The 24,858-nt window shown below is 67.6% G+C and carries 26 protein-coding genes; 14 read left to right on the top strand and 12 right to left on the bottom strand.

All coding sequences use genetic code 11. The annotated features are described in order from the left end of the window. From GD627_RS07125 to GD627_RS07115, 3 genes are read right to left on the bottom strand one after another with little or no spacing between them, the layout of a single operon-like run. A complete protein-coding gene (locus GD627_RS07125; RefSeq protein WP_152271946.1) occupies window positions 1-1,404 on the bottom strand; it encodes an MmgE/PrpD family protein in 1,404 nt (467 codons plus the stop codon). Continuing rightward, a complete protein-coding gene (locus GD627_RS07120; RefSeq protein WP_210250476.1) occupies window positions 1,404-2,870 on the bottom strand; it encodes an aldehyde dehydrogenase family protein in 1,467 nt (488 codons plus the stop codon). The genes GD627_RS07125 and GD627_RS07120 overlap by 1 nt, the downstream gene beginning before the upstream one ends. Beyond that, window positions 2,864-3,616: an SDR family NAD(P)-dependent oxidoreductase gene (locus tag GD627_RS07115; protein WP_152271945.1), complete on the bottom strand. Its 753-nt coding sequence runs from the start codon at window positions 3,614-3,616 to the stop codon at window positions 2,864-2,866. The genes GD627_RS07120 and GD627_RS07115 overlap by 7 nt, the downstream gene beginning before the upstream one ends. A 192-nt stretch (window positions 3,617-3,808) precedes the next feature. Between GD627_RS07115 and GD627_RS07110 the strand changes: the two genes are divergently transcribed. Further along, window positions 3,809-5,086 carry a CaiB/BaiF CoA transferase family protein gene (locus tag GD627_RS07110; protein WP_152271944.1) on the top strand — a complete coding sequence of 426 codons (1,278 nt, stop codon included), beginning with the start codon at window positions 3,809-3,811 and terminating at the stop codon, window positions 5,084-5,086. 95 nt (window positions 5,087-5,181) lie between these two features. Here GD627_RS07110 and GD627_RS07105 read toward each other — a convergent pair whose 3' ends face one another. Beyond that, window positions 5,182-5,895 carry a GntR family transcriptional regulator gene (locus GD627_RS07105; RefSeq protein ID WP_194265994.1) on the bottom strand — a complete coding sequence of 238 codons (714 nt, stop codon included), beginning with the start codon at window positions 5,893-5,895 and terminating at the stop codon, window positions 5,182-5,184. 341 nt (window positions 5,896-6,236) lie between these two features. On the opposite strand from GD627_RS07105, the gene GD627_RS07100 reads away from it, so the two are divergent. The 5 genes from GD627_RS07100 (at window position 6,237) to GD627_RS07080 (ending at window position 11,156) form a co-directional block, all read left to right on the top strand. Next, on the top strand, window positions 6,237-7,472 hold the full coding sequence (locus tag GD627_RS07100) for an NAD(P)/FAD-dependent oxidoreductase (RefSeq protein ID WP_152271942.1): 1,236 nt from the start codon (window positions 6,237-6,239) through the stop codon (window positions 7,470-7,472). Between the two features lie 182 nt (window positions 7,473-7,654). Continuing rightward, window positions 7,655-8,398 (top strand): N-acyl homoserine lactonase family protein, encoded by a 744-nt coding sequence (locus tag GD627_RS07095; protein WP_210250475.1) that lies wholly within the window; start codon window positions 7,655-7,657, stop codon window positions 8,396-8,398. Window positions 8,399-8,407: 9 nt separating this feature from the next. Then, entirely contained in the window at window positions 8,408-8,776 is a 369-nt protein-coding gene (locus GD627_RS07090; RefSeq protein ID WP_152271941.1) for an FmdB family zinc ribbon protein, read from the top strand. A gap of 28 nt (window positions 8,777-8,804) precedes the next feature. After that, on the top strand, window positions 8,805-9,674 hold the full coding sequence (locus GD627_RS07085; RefSeq protein WP_194265993.1) for an SDR family NAD(P)-dependent oxidoreductase: 870 nt from the start codon (window positions 8,805-8,807) through the stop codon (window positions 9,672-9,674). A gap of 39 nt (window positions 9,675-9,713) precedes the next feature. Next, window positions 9,714-11,156, top strand: coding sequence for a lipase maturation factor family protein (locus GD627_RS07080; protein ID WP_152271939.1), 1,443 nt, complete (start codon window positions 9,714-9,716; stop codon window positions 11,154-11,156). Here the strand turns inward: GD627_RS07080 and GD627_RS07075 are convergent. The 3 genes from GD627_RS07075 to GD627_RS07065 all read right to left on the bottom strand — a co-directional run bounded on the left by GD627_RS07075 (window position 11,153) and on the right by GD627_RS07065 (window position 13,555). Further along, window positions 11,153-11,926: a pullulanase X25 domain-containing protein gene (locus GD627_RS07075; RefSeq protein ID WP_194265992.1), complete on the bottom strand. Its 774-nt coding sequence runs from the start codon at window positions 11,924-11,926 to the stop codon at window positions 11,153-11,155. The two genes, GD627_RS07080 and GD627_RS07075, sit on opposite strands and share 4 nt — an antisense overlap. A gap of 99 nt (window positions 11,927-12,025) precedes the next feature. Beyond that, window positions 12,026-12,766: a lipoate--protein ligase family protein gene (locus GD627_RS07070; protein ID WP_152271937.1), complete on the bottom strand. Its 741-nt coding sequence runs from the start codon at window positions 12,764-12,766 to the stop codon at window positions 12,026-12,028. Window positions 12,767-12,769: 3 nt separating this feature from the next. Next, entirely contained in the window at window positions 12,770-13,555 is a 786-nt protein-coding gene (locus GD627_RS07065) for a thioesterase family protein (protein ID WP_152271936.1), read from the bottom strand. Window positions 13,556-13,657: 102 nt separating this feature from the next. Between GD627_RS07065 and GD627_RS07060 the strand changes: the two genes are divergently transcribed. Then, window positions 13,658-14,629 carry an aldo/keto reductase gene (locus GD627_RS07060; RefSeq protein WP_152271935.1) on the top strand — a complete coding sequence of 324 codons (972 nt, stop codon included), beginning with the start codon at window positions 13,658-13,660 and terminating at the stop codon, window positions 14,627-14,629. Window positions 14,630-14,660: 31 nt separating this feature from the next. On the opposite strand, the gene GD627_RS07055 is transcribed toward GD627_RS07060, so the two are convergent. Continuing rightward, window positions 14,661-15,365, bottom strand: a complete 705-nt coding sequence (locus GD627_RS07055; protein ID WP_152271934.1) for an SOS response-associated peptidase — start codon at window positions 15,363-15,365, stop codon at window positions 14,661-14,663. 91 nt (window positions 15,366-15,456) lie between these two features. On the opposite strand from GD627_RS07055, the gene GD627_RS07050 reads away from it, so the two are divergent. Further along, window positions 15,457-15,786: a hypothetical protein gene (locus GD627_RS07050; protein ID WP_152271933.1), complete on the top strand. Its 330-nt coding sequence runs from the start codon at window positions 15,457-15,459 to the stop codon at window positions 15,784-15,786. 24 nt (window positions 15,787-15,810) lie between these two features. Here GD627_RS07050 and GD627_RS07045 read toward each other — a convergent pair whose 3' ends face one another. Then, the gene (locus GD627_RS07045; protein ID WP_152271932.1) at window positions 15,811-16,683 is read right to left on the bottom strand and encodes an NmrA/HSCARG family protein; all 873 of its coding nucleotides are present in this window, start codon (window positions 16,681-16,683) and stop codon (window positions 15,811-15,813) included. 159 nt (window positions 16,684-16,842) lie between these two features. Then, window positions 16,843-17,688: an aldo/keto reductase gene (locus tag GD627_RS07040; RefSeq protein ID WP_152271931.1), complete on the bottom strand. Its 846-nt coding sequence runs from the start codon at window positions 17,686-17,688 to the stop codon at window positions 16,843-16,845. A gap of 111 nt (window positions 17,689-17,799) precedes the next feature. On the opposite strand from GD627_RS07040, the gene GD627_RS07035 reads away from it, so the two are divergent. From GD627_RS07035 to arfB, 5 genes are all read left to right on the top strand, one after another. Further along, window positions 17,800-18,801: an SDR family oxidoreductase gene (locus GD627_RS07035; protein ID WP_152271930.1), complete on the top strand. Its 1,002-nt coding sequence runs from the start codon at window positions 17,800-17,802 to the stop codon at window positions 18,799-18,801. A 150-nt stretch (window positions 18,802-18,951) separates the two neighbouring features. Beyond that, window positions 18,952-19,458 carry a TM2 domain-containing protein gene (locus tag GD627_RS07030; RefSeq protein ID WP_152271929.1) on the top strand — a complete coding sequence of 169 codons (507 nt, stop codon included), beginning with the start codon at window positions 18,952-18,954 and terminating at the stop codon, window positions 19,456-19,458. A 98-nt stretch (window positions 19,459-19,556) separates the two neighbouring features. Beyond that, window positions 19,557-19,976: a LexA family protein gene (locus GD627_RS07025; protein WP_152271928.1), complete on the top strand. Its 420-nt coding sequence runs from the start codon at window positions 19,557-19,559 to the stop codon at window positions 19,974-19,976. Beyond that, the gene (locus GD627_RS07020; protein WP_152271927.1) at window positions 19,969-21,276 is read left to right on the top strand and encodes a Y-family DNA polymerase; all 1,308 of its coding nucleotides are present in this window, start codon (window positions 19,969-19,971) and stop codon (window positions 21,274-21,276) included. Before GD627_RS07025 ends, GD627_RS07020 begins: the two co-directional genes overlap by 8 nt. 70 nt (window positions 21,277-21,346) lie before the next feature. Then, window positions 21,347-21,769, top strand: a complete 423-nt coding sequence (gene arfB, locus GD627_RS07015; RefSeq protein ID WP_146361781.1) for an alternative ribosome rescue aminoacyl-tRNA hydrolase ArfB — start codon at window positions 21,347-21,349, stop codon at window positions 21,767-21,769. A gap of 23 nt (window positions 21,770-21,792) precedes the next feature. Here the strand turns inward: arfB and GD627_RS07010 are convergent, their stop codons facing one another. After that, window positions 21,793-22,485 (bottom strand): M15 family metallopeptidase, encoded by a 693-nt coding sequence (locus tag GD627_RS07010; protein ID WP_246165377.1) that lies wholly within the window; start codon window positions 22,483-22,485, stop codon window positions 21,793-21,795. A gap of 139 nt (window positions 22,486-22,624) precedes the next feature. Between GD627_RS07010 and GD627_RS07005 the strand changes: the two genes are divergently transcribed. After that, entirely contained in the window at window positions 22,625-23,191 is a 567-nt protein-coding gene (locus GD627_RS07005; protein WP_152271926.1) for an MOSC domain-containing protein, read from the top strand. Window positions 23,192-23,250: 59 nt separating this feature from the next. Here GD627_RS07005 and GD627_RS07000 read toward each other — a convergent pair whose 3' ends face one another. Beyond that, window positions 23,251-24,699: a CoA transferase gene (locus tag GD627_RS07000; RefSeq protein ID WP_152271925.1), complete on the bottom strand. Its 1,449-nt coding sequence runs from the start codon at window positions 24,697-24,699 to the stop codon at window positions 23,251-23,253. Window positions 24,700-24,858: the final 159 nt, after the last annotated feature.

The raw sequence follows: 24,858 nt of genomic DNA, 5'->3' as shown, positions 1-24,858 counted from the left end.
TCAGTCAATCCTTTGTGCCATGCCTGCCGTTGCAGGCCGGTCGTCTGTTTCTTGTGCGGGGGCCGATGCAGCCAGGAGAACTGCTGCGGGTGTGCCGCCGTCGCCCGCCAGCTGTGCCAGTGCGGCGGTGCGGCCTTCGCCCAGCACGGGGCCCACCAGGGCCGTGAACTTGTCCGTGAGGGTCCCGCGAAGTACGTCCTGGTCCTCAACGGGCCGCCCCCGGTCCACCCGGTGAACCACCGTGTGTCCGGAGGACAGCCGTGCTTCCAGGACGATGCTTGCCTCCTTGCCCGCCAGCTCCTGCGCGTACTGCAGGGTGATGCGGGAGAGCAGGGACCGGTACGCGCCCCCGGTCAGCTTGTCCGGGTGATACGTGGACTCGGCAGCCATATCATGGCCGCCGAGGGCCAGCGCGGTCGTGGCTTGCAGGCTGAACTTGGCGTCCAGCCCGGTCCGCGGAACCGCGATGGCGCACACATCCCGGAGTTTCGGGCTCACCGTCAGCGTGATCGCCTTGACCTGCTCCGGCGTGATGCCCGCAGCCCGCAGCCGCAGGGCTGCGTCCACGGAGGCCTGGGTCATAAAGCAGGACGCATAGGTCTTGTAGAGCATGCCTTCAATAGCCCACGCGGTGTCCGGAGCCTGCACGGAGGCCGGATCGCCGCCGTGAATGGCAATGAACCCCTTCGGCCCGAGAATTCCCCGCCCCCCCGAGTGAGCCCCTGCGGCCGCCATCCGTCCCGCCAGGGCTCCCGCCTGGGCGGCGTTGGCCGCGTGCAGGGGCTTCCCGGCGGTGCCGAACAACTCGCGCAGTCCGCTGGCCTGCGTGGCTGCCAGGTCCAGGGCGGTAACCCACTGGTCCCGGCTGAGGCCCAGCAGGCGGGCCACGCCGGCCGCGGCGGCCAGCGTGCCGACAGTGCCGGTACCGTGCCAGCCGTCGTCGTAATGACCCGGCATGACGTACCGCGCAACCCAGGCGCCGAATTCGACGCCGGCAGCCAGCGCCAGAACGACGTCTTCCACGGTGGCCCCGAGATCCGCTCCGAGGGTGACCAGCGCCGGCAGGACCGCGGCACTCGGATGGCCGGACATGGCCGGCAGCATGTCGTCAAAATCAAGGGCATGCCCTTGTACACCGTTGAGCACCACGGCATCCCGCCATCCGACCGACAGCCCGGTGCCGGCAACAGCCGCGTCACCGACGCCGGGCGCCAGGGCCTGGAACGTCTGCCGTGCCTCCGGAGTGTTGCCTCCGGCGACAGCACAGCCTAGCCAGTCGAGAAGGCTCAACGTCCCGACACTGCGGGCACGCCGGGACAGTCCCGCGGCGGTGACGCCGCGGGACCGTTCCACAGCCTTGATGAAGGCCTCTTCGGGACTGGATGCCGTGGGCTCGTTGACCATCAGAGCTTGATGCTGACGGTCTTGGTCTGCAGGTACTCGGACAGGGCGTGGGTTCCCTTCTCGCGGCCGAAGCCGCTGTTCTTGTACCCGCCGAACGGTGCCTGGACTCCCCCGGCAAAGAAGTCGTTGACGGTGACCTGGCCTGCCTCGATCTGCGCCGCCACACGGTGGGCACGGCCCAGGTCGCGGGTCCAGAGACCTGCTGTCAGTCCGTACTTGGTGTCGTTGGCGATCCGGACGGCGTCCTCTTCGGAATCGAAGGGGATAACGCTCAGCACAGGCCCGAAAATCTCCTCCTGTGCAATGCGCATCGAGTTGTCGACGCCGGTGAAGATGGTCGGCTGGATGAACTGGCCCTGTGCCAGCTCCCCGTCGGTGGCTGCACTGCCGCCGATGACGGCGCGGGCGCCCTCCGCCTTTCCGATCTCCAGGTATTCCTGGATCTTGGCGTACTGAGCGGCCGTGGTGATGGCGCCCATGGACGAGCCGGAGGCAGCCGGACCAAGTTTGACCTGGCGGTTCAGGGCAACGAGGCCTTCAACCACTTCATCGTGCAGGGAGCGGTGCACCAGCAGGCGCGAACCTGCGGCGCAGACCTGGCCTGCGTTGATATTGATGGCCATCAGGGAACCAGGAATGGCGGCCTTGAGGTCGGCATCCTCGAAGATGATGTTCGGCGCCTTGCCGCCGAGTTCCAGGGTCAGCGGATTGAGGTGTTCCGCTGCTGCCCGCATGATGGCCTGGCCCGTGGGCACGGATCCGGTGAAGGTGATGCGGGAAACCTGCGGGTGGCTCACCAGTGCGGCACCGGTGGTGGAGCCCAGGCCGGTGACGACGTTGAACACGCCGGCCGGCAGTCCGGCCTCGAGGGCCAGCCGGGCCATGACGAGGGTGGAGATGGAGGTGTCCTCTGCGGGCTTGACCACGGCGGTGTTGCCGGCGGCCAGGGCCGGGGCCACGCCGCGCGCCGCCTGCTGGAAGGCCGCGTTCCAGGGAACGATATGCGCGGTGACGCCGAACGGCTCGGGACGCGTGTAGGAGATGTGGGTGCCCGGCAGGGGAATGGTTTCCCCGCCCAGCTTGTCCGCCATTCCGGCGTAGTACTCGAAGTACCGTGCCGCGGTGATGACGTCGAAGGTGGCGTCCATCTGTGACTTGCCGTTGTCCAGGCTCTCCAGGGTGACCAGCAGGTCTTTGTTCTCCAGGATCTTGCGGCTGATCGCCAGGAGGATCCTGCCCTTCTCGACACCGGGGAGGTCGCGCCAGGCCGGGAAGGCAGCACGCGAGTTGGCCACGGCCTGGTCGACGAGGGCTTGGCCGCCTTCCTGGATGACGGTCAGGACCTGGCCGTTGGCCGGATTGCGGGTCTCGAAGGTCGAGGCGGCTGATTCGCCGACCTCCTCGCCGTTAATGAAGGAGCCGTAGAACTCCCGGACAGCGGAATCAGTGGTGGCAGCGGTCAGCAAAGGGAGCCTCCGTCAACGGGGAGGTTGTGGCCAGTGATCATGCCGGCTTCGCGGGACACGAGGAAGAGCGCAGCATTGGCCATGTCTTCGGGGACGGCCAGGCGCTGCATGGGGATACCGGCGATGATCTTCGGCTGGATCTCATCCTTCAGGCCGCCGGGGGTGAACACGTCCTGCATGGGCGTCTGCGTGGCGACCGGGCAGATGGAGTTGACGCGCACATCCGGGGCGAACTCGATGGCCAGTGCGCGGGTGAGCTGCACGGCGGCGCCCTTGGTGGCGGAGTACGCGGAGTTGCCCGGGCGTGCAGTCAGGCCGGACAGGGAGGCGGTGATCAGCATGGATCCCTTCTCCTTGGCCAGATGCGGCATGGCAGCGCGGGCCATGTTCCACGGACCGTAGACATTGACGTCCTGCATGCGGCGGAATACTGCCTCATCGGCGTCGGCAAGGGGCTGGACCTTGGTCGCCAGGCCGGCGTTGGCCCATACGATGGACAGCTTGCCGAACTCTTCGAGGGCGGCGTTGACGGCCTTCTCATTGCCCTCGAGTCCGGAGATGTCGGCGGCAACGGCAATGGCCCGGCCGCCGTTGTTCCGAATGTCCTGGGCAGTCTTCTCGGCGGCTTCGCCGTTCAGGTCAACCACCACGACGGCGGCACCTTCCTGGGCGAATCGGATCGCACCTGCCTGGCCCATTCCCGAGCCCGCACCAGTGATCACTGCCACTTCATCCTTCAGGCGCATAGTCCTGTCCTCTCACTCGAAAAGTGTCGACGTTTTCGGCACATGTTCGGTTTGAACCCTAACTATGAGACGTGGATCACGTCAAGTGTCGACATAACGGCGACTTCCGGGTACTTTGAGGGTCAAGAAATCACTGAAGATCCCCGTGCAGGCAACTGCACCGGCGTCACATATAAAGAGCAGGAGCCTTCCATGGCATCAGCACAACAGTCCGCAGCACGACCGCCTGGCCCCCTGGCCGGTATCCGGGTTCTGGATTTCACCCAGTTCCTCTCCGGGCCCTACGGAGTGCAGATGTTGGGCGATATGGGTGCAGAGATCATTAAGGTCGAATCACCGGCCGGGGACCTGAGCCGTACCGTCCCGCCGCACTTCATCCGCGGAGACAGCGCATATTTCCACACCATCAACCGGAATAAGAAGTCCATCGTCGTGGACCTCAAACACGAAAGCGCACCGGAACTGATCCGTTCGCTCATGGATCAGTGCGACATCGTGGTGGAGAACTTCCGTCCCGGAGTCCTCGCGCGGCTCGGGGTTGACCGCGAAGTTGAGATGGAGCGCCGGCCGGAGCTGATCTGGGCCTCGATCAGCGGCTTCGGCCAGACCGGCCCCCTGCGGGACCTGACCGCCTACGACATGATTGTCCAGGCCCTCTCCGGCACCATGAGCCTTACCGGCGAGCGTGGAGGCGATCCTGTCCGGACAGGCCTGCCGATCGGCGACCTCGCCGCAGGCCTCCATGCAGTGATCGGCATCCTCGCAGCATTGAACCGGCGGACCCGGGAAGGGGTCGGGGACTACATCGACATCTCCATGCTTGACTGCCTGGTGTCGATGGTCGACTACCAGGCGACGTACTACCTGGAGTCCGGCCAGGTCCCCGGCCCCCAGGGCAGCGGCCACGATTCAATCCCGACCTACCGCATGTTCCAGGCAGGGGACGGCCGCGCCATCGTCACCACCGCGAACACCGAGCGCATGTGGCAGGCGATGGCCCGGGCCCTCGGGTGCCCTGAGCTCATCGAGGATCCGCGTTTCGCCCGCAACGCAGACCGGCTGCGCAACAAGGAGGCACTGTGGTCCATCATTGAGCCGGCGTTCCTGCAGCATACGGCCGACGAATGGGTCGAGTTGTTCAACGAGGCAGCCATCCCGGTGGGTACCGTCAACGACGTGGCCTCCGCCCTTAACAGCCCCCAGGTAGCCGCCCGCAACATGGTCATCGAGCTGTCCGACGGCGAGGGAACCACCGTGCGGACGGTGGGCAATCCCATCAAAATGGCCACACTCCCGGAGGGCCGCAACAGTTTCCCGCCTGCCCTGGGACAGGACGGACCGGCCATCCTGCAGTCCGTTCTGGGGCTGGCCGAGACAGACATCGCCGCGCTGGTGGCCAGCGGGGTGGTACGCCCCCCGGCCCCGGTTCCGGCGGACGCTAAGCACAAGGTGCCCGCATCGGCGCATTGATCCCGTAGCAGCGGACCAATGCCCGGCGTTCGGAGAGGCATCCCCTCCGAACGCCGGGCGCAGTTCATTCCACGCTTATCCCGCCGGTCGTGCAGCTATTCCCCGTGGGCACCCATGCCGCCGGAAAGCGCGCGGTAGGCGTCGCGGATAATGGCTCCGGACAGGGCCCTTGCGAGGTCCCCGTCCCTGACCTTGTAGGCCTGGAAAAGCCGGTCGTGATCAGCCAGGGAGCGCTCCATGCGCAACGGCGGGGACATTGATCGGCGGCGCAGCTGCAGGACCCGCAGGCCCAGGGAATCGATCAGCTCAGACAGCACCGGATTACGCGCCACCGAGGTGACGGTGTCGTTGTAGCTGACATTGGCCCAGAAGTAGGCCTGGACATCGCCGGATTCGCACGCCTGCCGCATGCGTTCGAGTCCCTCCTTCATCTTGGCCAGATCCTTTGCCGTCCGCCGCTCGCACACCAGCTCCGCGATGTTGCCGCTGAGCAGGGACCGGACATCATAGATGTCCTTCACCGGCGTGCGGGACAGGTCCACCACCGTCGGCCTGCGCCTGGCAGGAATCTCCACCAGGCCCTGTTTCTCAAGGAGCAGCAGGGCCTCCCGGACCGGCGTGCGGCTGGTGCCGAACCGCTCCGAGAGCTCCACTGAATTGACGTCGCTGCCCGGAGCCAGGGCGCCCTCGATGATGCGGGTTCCGACATCCAGGGCGATCTTCGCGACGAGAGAGTCGGCCCGATCCTCCAACCGAAGCATCCGGGTCATCAGCTGAACGGAAAAGTCTTTCCCGTTTTCGTCCTCCATGAATTTCATTCCTGTCTCACACCGTTGCGGGCAAAGCCGGCACGTCGTTTCTGCAGCGGCCCTGCCGCAAGGGAAGTCTGTCTGTACGCCTGCACCCACGCTAAACGCCCGGCACGTCACCTTGGGGGTGCCACGCCGCGGAACCCTCCCCACAACGGCGGCCCGTGCCCACCCAGCGAGCACGTTTCACGCCACTGTGTCGACACTAAGGTTGACCATGACTCTCCAGTTAGGCAAGATGTGATCCAGTTCATAGAATAGAGGCGACAGTTTATGAGTCGTCAATCGGCGGTCGAGGGCGACTCCTCTACCTGCCAGACACATCGAGAGTGGGTTAGAGCATGAACGCAGTAGCGATCATCGGTGGGGGGCAGGCCGGCATCCAAGCGGCTGCCTCATTGCGTCAGGAGGGCTATGCCGGCGCACTTACGGTGATCGCCGCGGAGAGTGGCATCCCGTATCAGCGTCCCCCATTGTCCAAGGAATTCATGAAACCGGAGCAGGAGGGAAACGTCCTGTCCCTGCGGGAACCCGAGTTCTACGCTGACCACGGCATAGACCTGTTGACCGGGGTACGCGCCGAAATCATCGACCGGGCCGCCCATTCGGTGGTGCTCGATAATGCCGACAGAGTGTCCTACGACCGCCTGGTGCTCGCCACCGGCACCAGGAACCGTCAACTCAGCTGCGCCGGATCCGAACTCCCGGGAATTCACGGCCTCCGCGAACTCAGGGACGCTATGACGCTGCAGGAGGAACTTAGGACCGCCCGGAACGTCGTGGTCATCGGCGCGGGGTTCATCGGCCTCGAGTTCGCAACCGCGGCCCTCGCATTCGGTGTTTCAGTCACCGTGCTCGAATTCGCCCCGCGGCCGATGGGCCGGGCACTGACCCCTGTGATGAGTGAATGGTTCGCCGCCGAACTCCGGTCCATGGGCATCGACCTTCGGCTCAATGAGGGAATCCGGGAATTCACTTCGGGACCGGACGGACGAGTGGCCGCGGCGGTCTCCACCACAGGTGACACGTATGCAGCGGATCTTGTAGTGGTGGGTATCGGTGTCATTCCCAACGTCGAACTGGCCGAAGCCTCCGGGCTCGCAACCGGGAACGGCATTGTGGTGGACGAAACCCTGCGGAGTTCGGACCCAGATATTTTCGCGATCGGCGACTGCGCTTCCTTCCCCAGCATCCATTCCGGCGGCATGATCCGTCTGGAATCGGTGCAGAATGCCACCGACCAGGCCAAACACGTAGCTAAGGTGCTCACCGCCGGTGAGCGTCCGTACGCTGAACTGCCGTGGTTCTACACTCACCAAGGCCCGCTGCGCCTCCAAATGACCGGCCTCCCGGGAACGGACGAGGATTATGTAGTGCTCGGTGATCCGGGCACCCGCCGGTTCTCTGTCCTCGGGTTCAGGGATGGAGTCCTCGCTGCGGTCGAATCCGTCAATATGCCCGGCCACCAGAACATCGGTCGGCGCCTCCTGACAACCGGCCCAAGCGTCACCCTCGACCAGGCCCGCGAGCCTCGATTCGACCTTCGGCAGGCGCTGAAGGCCACCGCTCCCGCCTGAGCCTGAACGCCGCGACCCGCCGAACCTTCTGAAGCCCACCAATAGATCCGCCGGCACCACCCAACCTGCATGCACCTAGCCAAGATGGGATCCTCCTCACCATGACCTCCCCCTCGACCCGGTCCGCTTCGGCGGCTCAGACATTCTCCGCAATCCGACTGTGGGGGCTGGACTCCCCCACCATGAGAATCGATGCCGCCCACCTCGTCATCGGCGCCGAAGGCACCGTGGATATTCCACTGCCCGCCTACCTAATCGAGCACGAGCAGGGCCTGGTCCTCTTCGACACGGGCATGCACCCTGACGTATGCGAGGATCCCCGCATCGTGTTCGGCGACCGCCCCGAATCCACCATGATTACCGGCACCGCCGAGCAGCGCCTGGACAACCAGCTCCGCATGCTGGGGTATGACACCACCGACGTTACCCATGTTGTGCTCTCGCACACCCACACCGACCACGCCGGGGGGCTGTTCATGTTCCCCCACGCGAAGTTCTTCATCGGTCCCGGCGAGTACGACTACGCAAGGAACCCGCCGGCCAGCTCCGCCCACCTCGTCATGCATCAGGACATCCTGCGGGCCGAGATCCAGAACTTCGACTGGACCACCATCGATTCCCCCGTGTACGACCTGTTCGGCGACGGGGCGATCCAGCTCCACCATTTCCCCGGCCACACGCCGGGAGAGCTCTCCACCCTGGTGCGTCTGCCGAGCCAAAACATCATGCTGACCGCCGACACCGTGCACCTGCGTGAAGCCGTCGACTGGCGGGAGGCCGATCCGAGCGATTGGAACCACGAGGTTGGCCGGGAAAGCATCGACCGGATGCTCGCCGTCACCGAACAGGAGCAGGCACGGCTGTGGATTTCACACGATGAACGGGACTGGGCCGATTTCGGCGGTCCCCGCACGGAACTGAAGTAGGGACCTCCGATGAGAAGACTGTTCGACTACCGCTGCCGGACATGCGGATGGCAGGGCGAGGCCTTTGTCACCGTCCCTGCCGCGCCCACCCTCGACTGCGGGTCCTGCACCGCCCAGGCGGACCGGGTGTACTCAGTTGCGGGGCTCCTGCGCTCCGGGGCCTCGCTGAGCGCCATCGCGCCCGCGGGCGGAAGCACCGAGTGCAAGGACAACCCCGATGTGCCCGGCCTGTGCCATGTGGCCCCAGCTGCCCGCCGCACGCTGATAGCCCAGCATCGCGGCGATGACCATACCCTGTCCCAGGAGCGTGCCAAACAGCAACGGCGCTTCGAAGAGAAGGGCCCCGTGCCCCTCAACGACGTCATCCAGACCCACTGAACCACCCGAACTAGAATTGGAGTTGCCCGTGGAGGCAAGGACCACCGCGCAGGACGCCCCGGCCCTGCAGCACAGCGATGAACGCAGACTGGCCACGCTCGGCGACCTCTTCGACCTGCGAGGCCGCGGGGTGGCAGTGACCGGAGGCGGCAGCGGCTTGGGCCTGCGGATGGGGACCGTACTGGCGCGGGCCGGCGCCGAGGTAACCCTGATCGACCGCGATCAGGCCAGTCTGGCTGCAGCGCAGACAGCGTTGGCCGCGGACGGCCTGGCTGTATCCGTGCGCATCGTTGACATCACTGACTTCGATCAGGTCGATGCTGCGTTCCAACAGATCGCTGCGGAATCGGGGCTCGACGTCGTATTCGCCAACGCCGGTATCAGCGCAGGCATCGGCCCCCGGTTGAAGAGCGGGCGTATCACCGATCTCGACCAGCAGCGATGGCGAGAAGTGCTCGACGTCAATCTCACCGGTGCCGCCTTCACCATGTCTGCCGCAGCCCGGCACATCCGCGACGGGGCCGGCCGCATCATTGTGACCTCATCTCTGGGCGGGGTCAGGGCCGATCCGATGGTGGGCTATGCCTACGCGGCCACCAAGGCGGGAGTGGTGGCCCTGGTCCGCAACGCGGCCTTGGAACTGGCTCACCGCGGCATCAATGTCAATGCGCTGGCGCCGGGACTGTTCGAGACCAACATCCGCAAGGCCAATCCCGTGGCCGAGGCGATGACGGGTGACTTCCGGAAAATCTCTGCCCTGGGCCGAGGCGGGGACCTGTCGGAGCTCGAGGGGCTGGTCGTCTACCTCGCGTCGAAGGCTTCCAGCTATATGACCGGGGCTGTGCTCAACCTGGACGGTGGCGGTCAACACGTTGGCCCCAACCAGGTTGAAGTCTAGCTCCCCCAATCCCGGCTTCCGGCACTACGCTGACATGCCATGGAGTGGTTCAGCGCCGAGGGCTATGAATTCGCCCGGCAGGTCCTGCAGCGCGGCATCGCCGCCGTATACCTGGTCGTGTTCCTCAACGCGGCCGCCCAGTTCCCGGCGCTGCTGGGTGAGGACGGACTGCTCCCGGCACCGCGGTTCCTGGCCCGGATCAGGGGCCGGGGCATCCCCACCCTCTTCCACTGGCATTACTCGGACCGGTTCCTGCTCGCCGTTACCTGGGTAGGCGCCGTCGTTGCCGCCCTCCTGATGGCCGGGGTGCCGCAGGCCGGGCCGTGGTGGCTGCCGATGGCCGCGTTCCTGCTTCTCTGGGGGCTGTACCTGTCCGTGGTGAACATCGGGCAGACGTTCTACGGATTCGGGTGGGAGTCGCTGCTGCTGGAGGCCGGGTTCCTGGCTGCCTTCCTGGGCTCCGACGACGTCGCGGCACCGGTGACCATCCTCTGGGCCTTCCGCTGGCTGGTGTTCCGGCTGGAATTCGGGGCCGGTTTGATCAAGCTGCGCGGCGACAAGGTGTGGCGGAACCTCACGGCCCTGTACTACCACCACGAAACGCAGCCGATGCCGAACCCGGCCAGCTGGTTCTTCCACCACCTGCCGAAACCGCTGCACCGGGTGGAGGTGCTGGGCAACCACTTTGCCCAGCTGGTGGTGCCGTTCTTCCTGTTCTTCCCGCAGCCGGTGGCCTCGATTGCCGCGGCGGTGGTGATTGTGACCCAGCTCTGGCTGGTGCTGTCCGGGAACTTCGCCTGGCTGAACGTGCTGACCATCCTGCTGGCGTGCGCGGCGGTGAGCGATGCGGCCGTGCAGGCCGTGCTGCCGGAGATACAGTTCGCCGCACCGGACGCGGGAGGCACGCCGGCCGCGTTCGCCGTCGTTGTCGGTGGGGTTACCCTGGCGCTGCTGTACTGGGCCTGGGCGCCGCTGAAGAATCTGGTCCGCCGCGACCAGCTGATGAATGCGAGTTTCAACCGCTGGCACCTGTCCAACGCCTACGGTGCGTTCGGGAGCATTACCCGGCACCGGGACGAGGTGGTGATTGAGGGCACCAATGACCCGCCGGGCCCGCAGGCCCGCTGGCAGGAGTACGAATTCCGGGGCAAGCCCGGCAACCCGCACCGGATGCCGCGCCAGTTCGCGCCCTATCACCTGCGGCTGGACTGGATGATGTGGTTCCTGGCCCTGGGCTCCTACGGTGCCTGGTTTCCGGTGCTGCTGCAGAAGCTGCTCGCCGCCGACCGCCGGACCCTGCGCCTGCTGCGCAGGGATCCGTTCGGCGGGAGGCCGCCCCGTTGGATCCGCGCCCGGGTGTACCGGTACCGCTATTCCACACCCGCTGAACTGCGCCGCGAACGCGTCTGGTGGGTGCGCGAACCGCGGGGAATCCTGGTGGACCCGGTCGAGGGACCGGGTCCCGGGCGGATCCCGTCCTAGGCGTTTACCTCGGGCTTGGTGACCACATGATGCGTGGCGTGGTCATACAGGAAGGTCAGCGGACCGCCGGCATGCCGGATCTCGATGTTGCCGCCGTCGCGGTGCGCATCGAACCCGTAGTTCTCATCCCAGGAACCGTTCAGCGCCACCTTGTAGCGGTACGTTCCCTCGGACAGGTCCACGGTGAGCTTCCACAGCTCGTCATGGCGGTCGAAGGCGAACTGCGCCCCGGCCGGGTCCCAGTCCTCGGTGCCGAGCGCTGCGCCGAAATCACCGGCAAGGGCCACGGAGGCCGGCTGCGGGAAGGAGGGTTCGGGGATATCGGTCTCCGGGTGTGCACCGTGCTGCTCGGCGGGCGCTGCAGGGACGGCGACGGCGTCGCGCAGCGCCTCTTCCACTACTTCCTCCGCCGGGGATTCCGCTTCAGGGACCGGCTTGCCGTTCAGGGCAGCGGACAGATGTGCCGGCTCCGGGAAGTCCTTCAGTGCCTGGCGGCCGGCGGGGGTGATGCTCCAGCCGGAGCGGGCTTCCTTGAGGATCCAGCCGGCCTTGACGAGCTTGGTGGTGGCATTTACCAGGGCGCGCTCGCCGCGGGTGGTGCCGCTGGCCAGGGTTTCCGCCTCGCGTCCCGCAAGCGGTACACGCTCCAGGACGGTGCCGAGTACCTTCGCCCGGCTGACCTTGCCGGTAGCCGATGGGTCCTCTGCAGCGAGGATCTCAAGGACCGAACGCAGCCGCAGTGCAGTGTTTTCAACGGTGTCTGAGCCCAATGGAATTCCTTTGTTACGAATGAAAAAGCGGCTTCGAATAAGCCCGCTGACCGTCCTCCAGACTATCCTCGGGAATCCCCGGGACGAAGCACCGCGGCCCTAGTGTTGCAAAACTCTCGCCCGCAGGCGGGAAAAAGACCCGGCGACAAGCGGCGCATACCCGGAATAGGCCGCCAGGACGGCGTCCTGCACCTGCGCCAGGTCCAGCCCCGGAACGAGGTCCCGGGCAGCGCCGGCCGTGCCCGGATTCCAGTCCAGCCCGAGTTCGGCATAGCAGTCGGTGAGGACCCCGCGCAGCGGTACGGCGTTGTCCACCACCAGCACGGAGGAAAACAGCCATCCGCCGGCCACCACCCGCTGGGCGGTGCCCACCAGTTTGATCCGGTCCCCGCCGGGCGCCTCACCGTAAACGGTGAACTCCCCGGGGCAGTACTCCCCCGGGATCTCGCCGACGCCGGCGGTCAGGCCGGTTTTGCGGAAGGCCGCGGCCAGCACCTCGCCGAACTCGGCGAACCGGCGGCGGGAGCCGGCCAGGGCGCCGGCGTCGGGCTCCACATGGTCAAGGATCAGGCAGCCGTCGTGGTAGGCGGCGGCCCGCCCGCCGGCCCTGCGGACCAGGGGCTCAAATCCGTGACGCCGGCAGGCCTGCTGCGCTGCGGCGAACCCGGGCAGCTTCGCGTCGCGCTGTCCCAGCGCCACCGTGGGGCGGGGCCGGTAAATCCGCAGGGAGGGGCCGAGTTCGCCGCGGCGGACGGCGTCGAGCATGGCGAGCGCGAAGTCCAGGTCCGCGGCGGCTCCGAGGGACTCGTCCTGCCGGAACACCTCCAGGGCAGCGGGCACCGGCTACGCTCCGCCGATCGGGCGGACGGTGAGGATCTGCTCGCTGCGCCCGAACGGTCCGTGGATGTCATGCAGGACGGCGGAGGTCAGGCCGATGCCGTCCGTTCCGAATGTGACCCGGGTATCCAGTCCCAGCCACTCCCCGCGGGGATCCCGGTGCAGATGCAGCTGCAGGTCCACGTTGGGGAAGATGTAGCTGTCCCCGCCCGGCGGAACGCGGGTGGAAATGCCGTTGGCAGTGTCGACCATACCCACCAGGCGGACCAGGTCCGACGTCGGCATCCCTTCCACCATTTCGTGCGGGGTGCGCAGCCAGGCCCGGCCGCGGCCCGGACGCAGCCCGGGCAGTGCCCGCTTCTCCAGGGATTCGATAAAGGCTCCGGGCCAGGCCGTCATGCCCTCGTGGGTGCCTGCCTCTGCCGGGCCGGGCATCGGGTCCTCTTCCACCGCCGAGACCTCCGCCGTGGAGCCGCGGGCAAGGCGCCAGGCGGTGGCCCGCACGGCGGTGCGGCCTCCTGCCACCATCTCGGCCTGCACCAGTTCGATGGTGCGCCCGGGACGCAGGACGGAGGTCTTCACTTCAAAGGCGGTGCGGGGGATCAGCCCGAAGATGTCGTAGCTGATCCGGGCCATGCGCAGTTCGGGGCGCGGCTGGAACTCCTCGAGGCAGTGGGCCAGCAGGCCGGAGATGGGTGCCATGTGCTGTTCCTGCGGATTCCAGGCCCCCTGGGTGTGAATAGTTGCCTCATAGGCGCCGTTGCCCAGTGAGCGGTAATACGATTCAGCCACGTGCTTAGCTTCTCCCTGCCTTGCCGGAAATTGAAGCTCTCAGGCTACCCCAGCGACACCGGACCGCTGGTCCCGAAACGTAACGCAGGGCACACTGGTCGAATGGAATATACCCATCTCGGCCGTTCCGGCCTGTCCGTGTCCCGGCTGTGCCTGGGCACCATGAACTTCGGCCCGAAAACGGAGGAAGCGGACGCGCACGCCATCATGGACTCCGCCCGCGATTCCGGCATCAACTTCTTCGACACCGCGAATGTCTACGGCTGGGACCGCAAGGGCTGGACGGAGGAGATCATCGGACGCTGGTTCGCCAAGGGCGGCGGACGGCGCGAGGACACGGTGCTTGCCACCAAGCTCTACGGTTCCATGAGCGAGCGGCCCAATGACACCTTCCTCTCCGCCCTGAACATCCGCCGCGCCCTGGATGCGAGCCTGAAACGGCTGCAGACCGATTACGTGGACCTCTACCAGTTCCACCACATTGACCGGAACACGCCCTGGGACGAGATCTGGCAGGCCATGGAAGTGGCCGTGGCGCAGGGAAAGATCATTTACAACGGCAGCAGCAACTTCGCCGGCTGGCACATTGCCCGGGCCCAGGAAAATGCCGGCCGCCGCCACTTCACCGGTCTGGTCAGCGAGCAGTCCATCTATAACCTGATCAACCGGTCAGTGGAACTGGAAGTGATCCCCGCCGCACAGCAGTACGGGCTGGGCCTGCTCCCGTGGTCACCGCTGCAGGGCGGACTGCTGGGCGGAATCCTGCAGAAGGAAGCAGACGCCGGCGGGCGGCGTGCCGACGGCAGGGTACGGGATCTGCTGGAGAAGCATCGGGACCGGATCCGGCAGTACGAGGACCTGGCGGCCGAACTCGACGTCCTGCCGGGGGTCCTCGCCCTGGCCTGGCTGCTGCATCAGCCGGCCGTCACCGCGCCGCTGGTGGGTCCGCGCACGCAGGAACAGCTGGATGAAGCACTCCTGGCCCTGGACGTCACCCTGGATCAAAAGACCCTGGACCGGCTGGACGAAATCTTCCCGGGCCACCGCACCGCGCCGGAGGACTACGCCTGGTAACGGCTGCACCCGCGGGCAGAGGTTGCGCAGATCAGGCGCTCGCAGGCTCGATCAGCTGCGGCCCGTCATTGCGTACCGAATTCACCTCGGGGGAAACCACCCGCGGGGTGAGCGTGGGTTCGGGGACGGCGTCCAGCAGTTGGGCGACGTCGCTTCCGTCGGTCAGCTGCGGGTCCAGCCAGTCCGCGTAGAGATCCGGCGGAATGATCAGCGGGGTGCGGTCATGGATGTGCCCGAGTGCGTCAGTGGCCTTCGTGGTGATGATGGTGACGCTCAGCAGCCATTTGTGTTCGTGGTCCTCCGGCAGGGCCGGGTCCGGCCAGAATTCGTACAGGCCGGCGAAGGCCAGCGGATCCTGCGTCCCGGAGTACAGATAGGTGGGGATTTTTCCGTCCGGGGACTTTTCCCATTCGTAGTAGCCGTCCGCCGGCACCAGGGCCCGGCGTTTCACGGCCGCCTTGCGGAACGCGGGTTTCTCCAGGAGAGTCTCGCGGCGGGCGTTGATCATCCGAGCGCCGATCTTCGGGTCCTTGGCCCAGACCGGCACCAGGCCCCATTTCGCCGTCGCCAGCCGCCGGACCGGCGCGTCGTCGTGGTAGCGCTCGGTGACAATCCGCACGTCATCGGTGGGCGCGACGTTCCAGGACGGCAGCACGTCCGGCCCCACCGTCTGTTCGACCGCGAACGCCGAAACCAGATCCGACGTCGCCCTTGCCATGACATAGCGTCCGCACATGGCACCCATTGTGCACCATGGACCGGCCGCCGTCCGGTTTCCGGCGGGAACCGGTTACCGATACTCGAACATATGTTCTATTTTTAAGAGTATGAACCAGGACGCCGTTGAGCGGCTGGCGGCCCGTTATGCGCGGCGTGCCGAGCCCATCAGCCTGACGCCGGAAGAGCTGGACTTCGAGAACCATCCGGTCACCACCTCTGTGCCCGGGGTGCCGGTCTGGGCGTGGATCCGGTTCCCCGGTGCGGCGGAACGGGTGAAGGGCGAGGCCTGCAGCTGGTCATCCCGGGCGGTGCAGGTGCTGTGGGAGGATGCCGGGATCCGGCGCGCCACCTGGGTGTGGGCGTCGGCGGTGACCCGCCGGACCAACAACAGCCGCAGGGAGGCGCTGGGTGACCGGACGGCCCGCGGCAGCGGGTGACCCGGGGCGGGCCCGGCCCGGCCGCTACCGGCCCGCCTTCCAGCCCGACGCCCGGATCCACGCCGGGAGGTCAAGCGGGCCGCCGATGCCGTCCACCAGGGCGCGGGTGGCGTCGAAGTCGCCCTGGTACGCGGGGGTTTCGGCGAACCAGCGGAACATGGCGGCCATGTCGGGAATAACGGTATCCAGCGGCAGGGCGTCATAGCGGGCGGGAAGGTTCGCTGTTTCGCCGAAGGCCGCAGCGATCTGTGAGCCGGTGCGGCGGTCGCCCGCAATCTCGATGGCGGACCCTTCCACCCCGGTGCCGCCGAGCAGGATGGAGGCAGCGGCCCCGCCGACGTCGCGCACCGCGATCATTTCCAAGGGGACAGCATCCGGGAGCGGCAGCCGCACCACCAGGCCGTCTTCCCCGACGCCCACGCCGTAATGCAGAAAGTTCTCCATCAGGAACACCGGCCGCAGGAAGGTTGCGTGGATACCCAGGTCCCGGATATGTTCCTCCACCCGCCGCTTGCTCTCAAAGTGCGGTATTCCCGTATGCCGCTCCGCGCCGCCGACGGAGCTGTAGACCAGATGCCGGAGGTCCGCCCGCCGGGCGGCGTCCGCTACGGCGATACCGGCGGCGGTCTCCCCTTCCGTGCCGTCCGGCCCGGTCATGGTCGTCATCGCATAGGCGGCGTCGGCACCCTTGAGGAACCGGTCCAGGCTGGCGGCATCCGTCAGGTCCCCGGGAACCAGCTCGACGCCGCGGTCCGCGAGCGCTGAGGCCCGGCCGGAGCGGGGGTCCCGGACCAGGGCACGGACCCGTGCGCCGCGGTCAAGCAGGGCGGCAGACACGGCGCCGCCCTGCTGCCCGGTGGCGCCCACAACGGCAATCAGGGGGGATGACTCAGTCACGGCGTTCTCCTGTCGAAGGTGTACCTGGGTGACAACTGATTGGGGTGCCAACTGCCCACGGTCAGCGGACGGGAGTCCTGCGGCTCGGCAGCGACGGTGCGCAGGAGATCCGAAGCCTGCGGAGACGGCCGCATTTTCCTCCCTGCACTCTCTGCCCGGTCAGAGCTGGCTGAAGTCCGCAGTGGCCGGATCGGCACCGATCCGGCGGCCGCCCTCCAACCCGTCCAGCAGATCCAGTTCCTCCTGCGCGAGGTCGAGGCCGGCCGACGCCAGGTTCTCCCGCATCCGTGCCGAGTCGGCCGATTTGGGAATGACGATCCGTCCCGACGCCAGGTGCCAGGCCAGGACAATCTGCGCGGCCGTCGCCCCGTACTTCTCTGCGAGCGCGGCCACCTGCGACCCGGCCAGCTCCCTGCCCTGCCCCAGCGGGCTGTATGCCTCCACGGCAATGCCGCGGGACACGGTGTCGGCTGCTAGGTCCGCCTGCTGGAAGCCGGGATGCAGCTCGATCTGGTTCACGGCAGGCAGCACCTGGCTCTGCTCGTAGAGGGCATCCAGATGATCGGGGAGGAAGTTGGAGACCCCGATGGCGCGCATGTAGCCGTCCCGGTACAGGGCCTCGAGTTCCTTCCAGGCCTGCACGAACATTCCCTGGGAGGGCACGGGCCAGTGGATCAGGTACAGGTCGACGACGTCGAGGTTCAGCGCTCGCCGACTGTCCAGGAACGCGGCCCGCGCCCTCCCCTGGTCGCCGTTGCGCAGCTTGGTGGTCACGAAGATCTCCGACCGGGGGATGCCCGATGCCGCGATGGCCGCTCCCACTCCGGCCTCGTTGCCGTACGCGGCGGCGGTATCGATGTGCCGGTATCCGGCGGCCAGGGCATCCTCCACCACTTCCTGCGTCCGGCCGGCCGGAACCTGGAAGACGCCGAATCCCAGCTGCGGAATCCGCACGGAGTTGCCAAGCGTCAGGTCCGGAACAACGGTGCGGGGACTTCCTGTCATGGCGGTGCCTTTCCTGCGGTGACGTCATCTAGGCTGGGTGCAGCGAGCCGGGCACCTCCACCTAAGCCCCCGCACTTGTTCCAGTCAAGGAAACCCCGAAGGAAACCCGCCATGACGCCTCCCGCGGCACTTGATCTGCTTTTCATCGGCGGCACCGGCGTGATCAGTGCCGCCGCCGTCGCCCGCGCCTGCAGCCTCGGGCACCGGGTGACGGTGCTGAACCGCGGGGTGTCCGCCCTGCGTCCGGTGCCGGCCGGCGTCGAAGTCCTCTCCGCGGATGTCCGGGATACCGGTGCCGTGCGGGCGGCCCTGGGCGGCCGGACCTTCGACGCCGTGGCGGATTTTCTCTCCTTCACAGCCGAGCATGTGGCAGCGGCGGTGGAGCTGTACCGCGGCCGGACCGGGCAGTATGTCTTCATCAGTTCGGCCTCGGCCTATCAGAAGCCGCCGGCACGGCTTCCCGTGCTGGAGTCCACCCCGCTGCGCAACCCGTTCTGGCAGTACTCCCGGGACAAGATCGCCGGGGAGGACATCCTGGTGCAGGCCTACCGCCGGGAGGGCTTCCCGGGCACCATCGTGCGGCCCTCCCACACCTACGACGCGACCATGGTGCCGCTGTCCGGACACTGGACGGACATCCACCGGATGCGCGCGGGACTGCCGGTGGTGGTGCCCGGCGACGGCACGTCCCTGTGGACACTCACGCACAGCCGGGATTTCGCCAAGGCCTTCGTGGGCCTGCTGGGCCGGCCCGCAGCTCTTGGAGAGAGTTACACCATCACGTCGGATGAGTTCCTCCCGTGGGATGCCATCTACCGTTCCCTCGCGGCTGCGGCAGGCGTTCCGGAACCGCAGCTGGTGCATGTGGCGTCCGAAACCATTGCCGCCCACGATCCGGGCCGCGGGCCGGGACTGCTGGGCGACAAGAGCCATTCGGTCATCTTCGACAACAGCAAGATCAAATCCCTCGTGCCGGAGTACCAGGCGGTGATCCCGTTTTCCCAAGGCGCCCGGGAAATTGTCCGCTGGCATGACGGACATCCGCAGGATCTGGACACTGCCTGGATGGATCTCAGTGACCGGCTGGCCGCGTGGGTCCGGGCGGGGGCCTGACTCTCGGGGGGACCTGCGCTTCCGGGCGGCACGCCGCTGTTAGAGTGCAGGCAGCAGGTCTCTCCGGATTCGCTTGCCGTCCGGCACCGCCGGGCGGGCGCGCCGCACCGCGGCACCGGTTGAGCACCGGAGAGACACATTGGAGGAACCATGTCAGGAAACGGGCCTTTCCCCGGAGACAGCCGCGATAACAGGCGGCCAGAGAAGCACGAGGACTGGGACGGGCAATACGCCTATCCGAAGAAACCGGAACCAGCCCCGCCGGCAGCCCAGCAGGCTCCTACGCCCGGATACCAGGGCCGCCCCTCCCCGGGACAGGGCTACCCGGATCCCGGCCAGGGGTACCCGAACCAGCCGGTCCAGGGGTATCCGACAGGCGCGCCGCAGGCGCCCGGCTATGCACACCAGCAGTTCGGGGCCTACGGCCAGCGGCGGCCGGAGCAGAAGTCGCGCGTTGTCGCCGGACTGCTGGGGATCTTCCTCGGCGGCTTTGGCGTCCACCGGTTCTATCTGGGCCACACCGGCATCGGGATTGCCCAGGTTGTCCTCACCTGCTTCACCGGCATGGGTGCCGTCTGGGGGTTCGTGGAAGGCGTGATGATCCTCGCCAACGCCCGGACCTTCCGTACGGACGCCTACGGGGTTCCGCTCAAGTAGCCGCACGTTTCCTGCCGCGCCGCCCTCCTGGGCCGCTTCCCGGTGCTAGGCTATGATTCGAAAGTATGTTCTAGTCATATCCCCCAGGGAGGCCTTGGATGGCGGTGTTCTCAGCGGACCGTTCGCGCCGCCCCGCGCCGCCGGCGGAGACCGATGCCGCAACTGCCGCCGGCTTCCCCAGCCCGGCCCGGGACTATTTTGACGGCCGGATCGACCTCAACCGGCACCTGATCCGGGACCCCACCTCCACCTACGTGGTGCGGGTGGAGGGCGATTCCATGGCCGGCACCGGCATCTGCAACGGTGACGAGCTGATTGTGGACCGGTCGCTCACCCCTCAGGACGGCGGCGTCGTCGTCGCCGTGGTGGACGGGGAACTCACAGTCCGCCGGCTGCTGCTGGACGGACAGCGGGTTGTGCTGCGGGCGGAAAGCCCGGGCTATCCGGACATCCGCGTGGCGGAACCGTCGGAGCTGTCCGTGTGGGGCGTTGTGACCCGCTGCCTGCACCATGTCTGAGCCGGCTGCGTCACCGAACGCCGCCCAGCGGATTGCGCTGGTGGACGTGAACAGCTTCTATGTGTCCTGCGAGCGCGCCTTCGATCCGAAACTGGCCGGCGTTCCGGTGGTGGTGTTGTCCAACAACGACGGCTGCGTGGTGGCCCGCTCGGACGAGGCGAAGGCGCTGGGCATCAAGACCGGTACGCCCTGGTTCAAGCTCGCCGAATCCGCGCCGCGCGTGGGCCTGATCCAGCGCTCGAGCAACTACGAGCTCTACGGGGATCTCAGCTCCCGCGTGATGGAACTGCTGGGCCGCTATGCGCTGTGGCAGGAGGTCTACTCCATCGACGAGTCCTTCCTGGGCCTCGCCGGCACGCCGCGGGAACTGGAGGCGCAAGGCTCCACCATCCGCACCGCCGTCGCCCGGCACACCGGCCTTCCGGTCTGCGTGGGCATCGGCACCACCAAAACCCTGGCAAAGTTCGCCAACCGGATCGCCAAGCAGAACCGGCACCTGCAGGGCGTCTGCAACCTGGAGACCATGGGCCCGGCCGCCGTGGAGGCGATTATGTCCCGGGTCCCGGTCACCGGGCTGTGGGGCGTGGGGTCCCGGCTGGGAACCAGGCTGGAGGCGATGGGAATCTCCACTGTCGCGGACCTGCGTGCCGCTGATCCGGCCGTGATCCGGCGGAAATTCTCGGTCACGCTGCAGCGCACCGTCCTGGAATTGAACGGCACCGCCTGCATCCCGCACGAGGACGAGCGGGCGGACCGCAAGCAGCTGATCTTCTCCCGGAGTTTCTCGACGCCGGTCACCACCGGTGCCGAGATGCGCCAGGTGATGAGCATCTACGCCCAGCAGGCCGCGGCCCGGCTGGAGCGCGAGGGACAGCAGGCCAGCATCCTCACCGCCTATGCGGGAACGTCGCACTTCAGCGGGCGCGCGACGTCGTTCCCCTCGGCCACCGTCCGGCTGGCCGCCCCGACGTCGGATCCCGTGGTCCTGAGCCGGGCCGCCGTCGGCGCCATGGAGTCCCAGGTGATCGAGGGCGTGCCGTACACCAAGGCCGGGGTGATGCTTAGCGGGCTGGAGTCCGCCGATGCCCAGCCGTTGTTCGAGGAATTCGTCTCCGCGCAGGAGCGGCGGAACCTGGGCGAGCTGCTGGGGAAGGTCACGGACAAATACGGGGCGGCCAGCATCGGTCTGGGGCTGGCCGGCATGTCGACGGCCACGCCGGAATGGACCATGTCACGGAAGTATGCCTCGCCGCGGTACACCACCGAGTGGAGCGAGCTGCCGGTGGTGAAGGCGCGCTGACCCCGCCGGAACTCTTCCAGGGCAATCCCGGGGCGGGCCCGTCCTGCCGCGTTCATGGGAGGCTGGACCTATGGATCTAGTGGTATCACCTGCACTGACGATTCCCGCCGCGGAGCTTGAGTGGCGGTTCTCCCGGTCCTCCGGTCCGGGCGGCCAGCATGTCAACACCTCGGACAGCCGTGCGGCCGTGTCCTGGAATGTCGCCGGGTCGTCGGTGCTTTCGGAACAGCAGCGCCTGATGCTGCTGCATCGCCTCAAACACCGGCTGATCGCCGGAGTCCTCACCGTGACCGCGTCCGAGCAGCGCTCCCAGCTGCGCAACCGCGAGATTGCCCTGGCCAAACTCGCCGCCCTCGTGTCCGAGGGACTCGCCCCCGGCCCGGCCCGGCGCCGCAGGACCAAACCCACGCGGGGCTCAACCTACCGGCGCCTTGATGCCAAGAAACAGCGCTCGGCAACAAAACAGCAGCGGCAGAAGCCGCCGCGGGACTAGCACCGCAGCCGCCCCCCTCCGGCTCAATAACCGGGAGCTGCGGGAAGACCGAGAAACTCCTCCAGCGTTACTCCGGAAGTGACGATTTCAGCGGCGGTCCCGGGCCCCACATAACGCAGGTGCCAGGGCTCGTAGGCGTACCCGGTGAGGTGTTCGGCTCCGGCCGGATAGCGGATGAGGTAACCGTAGCGGTGGGCGTTTGCCGCCGCCCAGATACCGGCGGCGGTTCCGTCAAAGCAGGTTTCCAACGCACACGCTCCGTCCGGATTTCCAATGTCCACGGCCAGCCCGGTTTCATGCTCGCTGTACCCGGGCCGCGCGGAGAGCGAATCGGCTCCCTCCTGCCCGTACTGCTCGGTGTAGGAGGCGTGCAGCCGGGCCTGTTCCTCCCGTGACCGGTAGCCGCTGACCGGGGCTATGCGAACGTCCTCGGCCGCGGCGTCAGCCACCATCCGGACATAGGCCTCAGCCGCCTCGGACCGCAGCAGCAGCCCGCCCGCATCCACCAGGTCCTGCGGCACATAGTCCGCGGCGAGGGGACGGGTCTTATTGACCACGTGGGTAAGACTGTCCGGCGGCTCAGAGACTGCGGCAACTGCCGCGTCGGCTGCCTGCGGCTCAGCGGACAGGTGCGCCAAAACGGCCAGCGACACCACCAGGCAGGCGCAGAGCAGGGCGGCCATGCCCGCACACGTTTTCAGGTACAGGTACCGCATGGTTCCCCCTGCCAGCCCGTTCCGCGGCACCGGTCCGCGCCGTGGTTGGCGCCATCCTCGCATGTGCGGCACGCTGCGGCCGGCACCGGCACGCCCGGCCACGCGCCCGAGCCGGAAAGGAAGCCGATAGCGTGGAGGCATGGCTTATGCGTACGACGTCGAGATCCTCCACCTGCTCGTGTCACCGGCGCACGCTTACTTCGGCCGCGCCAAGGACGGGCCGGCCGACGTCGCCACCACCGATGCCGATCAGGCGCAGGTAGTGGCCGGCAAGGGCATTTCCGGGGACCGGTTTTTCGGCAAGGCGGCCCACATGGACGCTGCCGTCACACTGTTCGCCGTCGAGTCCCTGGAGGCCATCGCCGCGGAGCTCGGGACGGGCAGGTTTGATCCGCTGCTGACCCGCCGCAACGTGATCCTGCGCGGGGCGGAACTCCCACCGCTGCTGGGCCGGGATTTCGTGCTCGAATCCGCGGACGCCCGGGTGGAGTTCCACGGCGGCAGGCAGGCCCATCCCTGCGCCTGGATGGATACGGTCCTGGCACCCGGGGCGCACCAGGCGATGCGGGGCCGCGGCGGGCTGCGCTGCCGGCCGTTGAGCAGCGGGACGCTTCACCGCGGACCGGCGGTGCTCATCAGCCCCGTGCCGCTGGATCCGTCCCGGGCGGCCGTCCCCTCACTGCTGCGGCCCGGCAGGCTTCCCTGACGGAGGCCCGGGCTCTGTTTTCCTGCCGCCTGATCCTCAGGGCAACGCCGGCACCAACGTCACCATTCGAGCAGCGAGCTGCAGTAGCGCGGCGGCGGCCAGCCGTAATCCAGCTGCTCACCGTCCACGAGCAGCGGCGGCGGCACGTACGTCAGCTCCCCGTAGGCACTGGAGCAGGCCCGCAGTTCCGGGACCAGCTCGGTCCGCTCCGCGTAGGGAGGCGGCACCGGACACCGCATCAGCTCCAGCGCGGTGCGGGCCAGGGACAGGTGCGCCCATCCGCTGATTCCCCGGTTCCGGGCAGCCAGAAGCGCCATAGCTGCGGCCGCCACACCGATGCCCGTGGCATAGTCCAGTGCCTGGACCGGCAGGGCACCGGGGCGCCACGACTCTGAGTCTCCGCTGCCGTACGTGTATGCGATGCCGCTGGCTGCCTGGACAATGCTGTCGAAACCCCGCCGTCCGGCCCACGGCCCGGCATCACCCCAGGCATCGAAGCTGACGACGCCCACGTCCGGGTAATCCGCCCGCAGTGCGTCCGGATCCAATCCCCACCGGGCCAGGGAGCCGCCCCGGTACCCCAGCAGCACGACGTCGGCCGCGGCAAGGAGCCCGCGGACCCGCCGGTAGGTGGCGGGATCGGTGAAGTCGGCCTCGGCGCTGCGCTTGGAGAAGCCGGTGTCCAGATACTGTTCCTCCAGCTCCGGCATGCCCGGCGGGTCAATCCGCAGCACATCGGCCCCCAGCGCACCCAGGATCCGGCTGCCGGACGGACCGGCGATCACCCGGGTCAGGTCCAGGACACGCAGGCCGTCCAGCACCGCGCCGTTTCCGCCGTACAGGGACGCCGCAACCGTTCGCTGCGGATCCGCTGCCGCTGCGCTGTCCACCCGGATCCACGGTTCCCCCTGCAGCGCCCGTCCCGCCGGGGACTCAGCCCATTCCTCCGGAGTCCGGACGGCGGCGGCCACTCCCCCGGCCGCCGTGATCCGTCCCTCCGCTTCCCGCGAGGACAGCCGCTGCAGCGCGGCCTCAACCCCGTCCGGTGACGCAACCTCCAGCGCCGAAAGCAGCGCACGTTCGTGGTGCGGGTAGTTGGCGTGCAGCCTGACCCACCCGTCGCCGGTCCGGCGGAACCCCGAGAGCGGGGCGAATCCACCGACGGCCTTCCCGTTCACCCGCAGATGCGCATAGGAGGCAAAGGACGCTGCCGCGCCGGGCGACGCCAGGGTGATGTCCCGGCGTTTGCCCGCACCGGCGGTAGCGGCCGCGAGCGCGCCGGCGAGGGCCTGCAGGGAGCCGAGGGCCAACGCCTCCACGTCCAGGGCACCCGCCCACCACCAGCGGGGTCCGGTCCGCGGCACCGGCGCGGTGCCCGGCGCCAGCAACGGGGCAAGGTCCGCCCACAGTGGGGGTATCCGGCCGGCGGCGTCGACGGCGTCGACGGCGGAACCGACGGCGGCGTCGACGGCGGGATGATGCCGGTGTGAACGGCGGTTTCTCTCCATGGGTATTCAATACACCGTGAACGCATCCCGCGCATAGCCGTAATGCTCCGGGCCCTGAAATCGGTTCGGCGCCTGCCGCCCCAGGGCCTTCGAACCCGCTAGTCTCGGGAACATACGTCCGGCGGATACCCCGCCGGACACTTCTGACATGGGAGCGTT

The organism is Arthrobacter yangruifuii (assembly GCF_009192775.1).
Classification (GTDB): domain Bacteria; phylum Actinomycetota; class Actinomycetes; order Actinomycetales; family Micrococcaceae; genus Arthrobacter_B; species Arthrobacter_B yangruifuii.
Note: the sequence above shows the minus strand (reverse complement) of the source record. Positions and strands in the feature narration are given on the sequence as shown.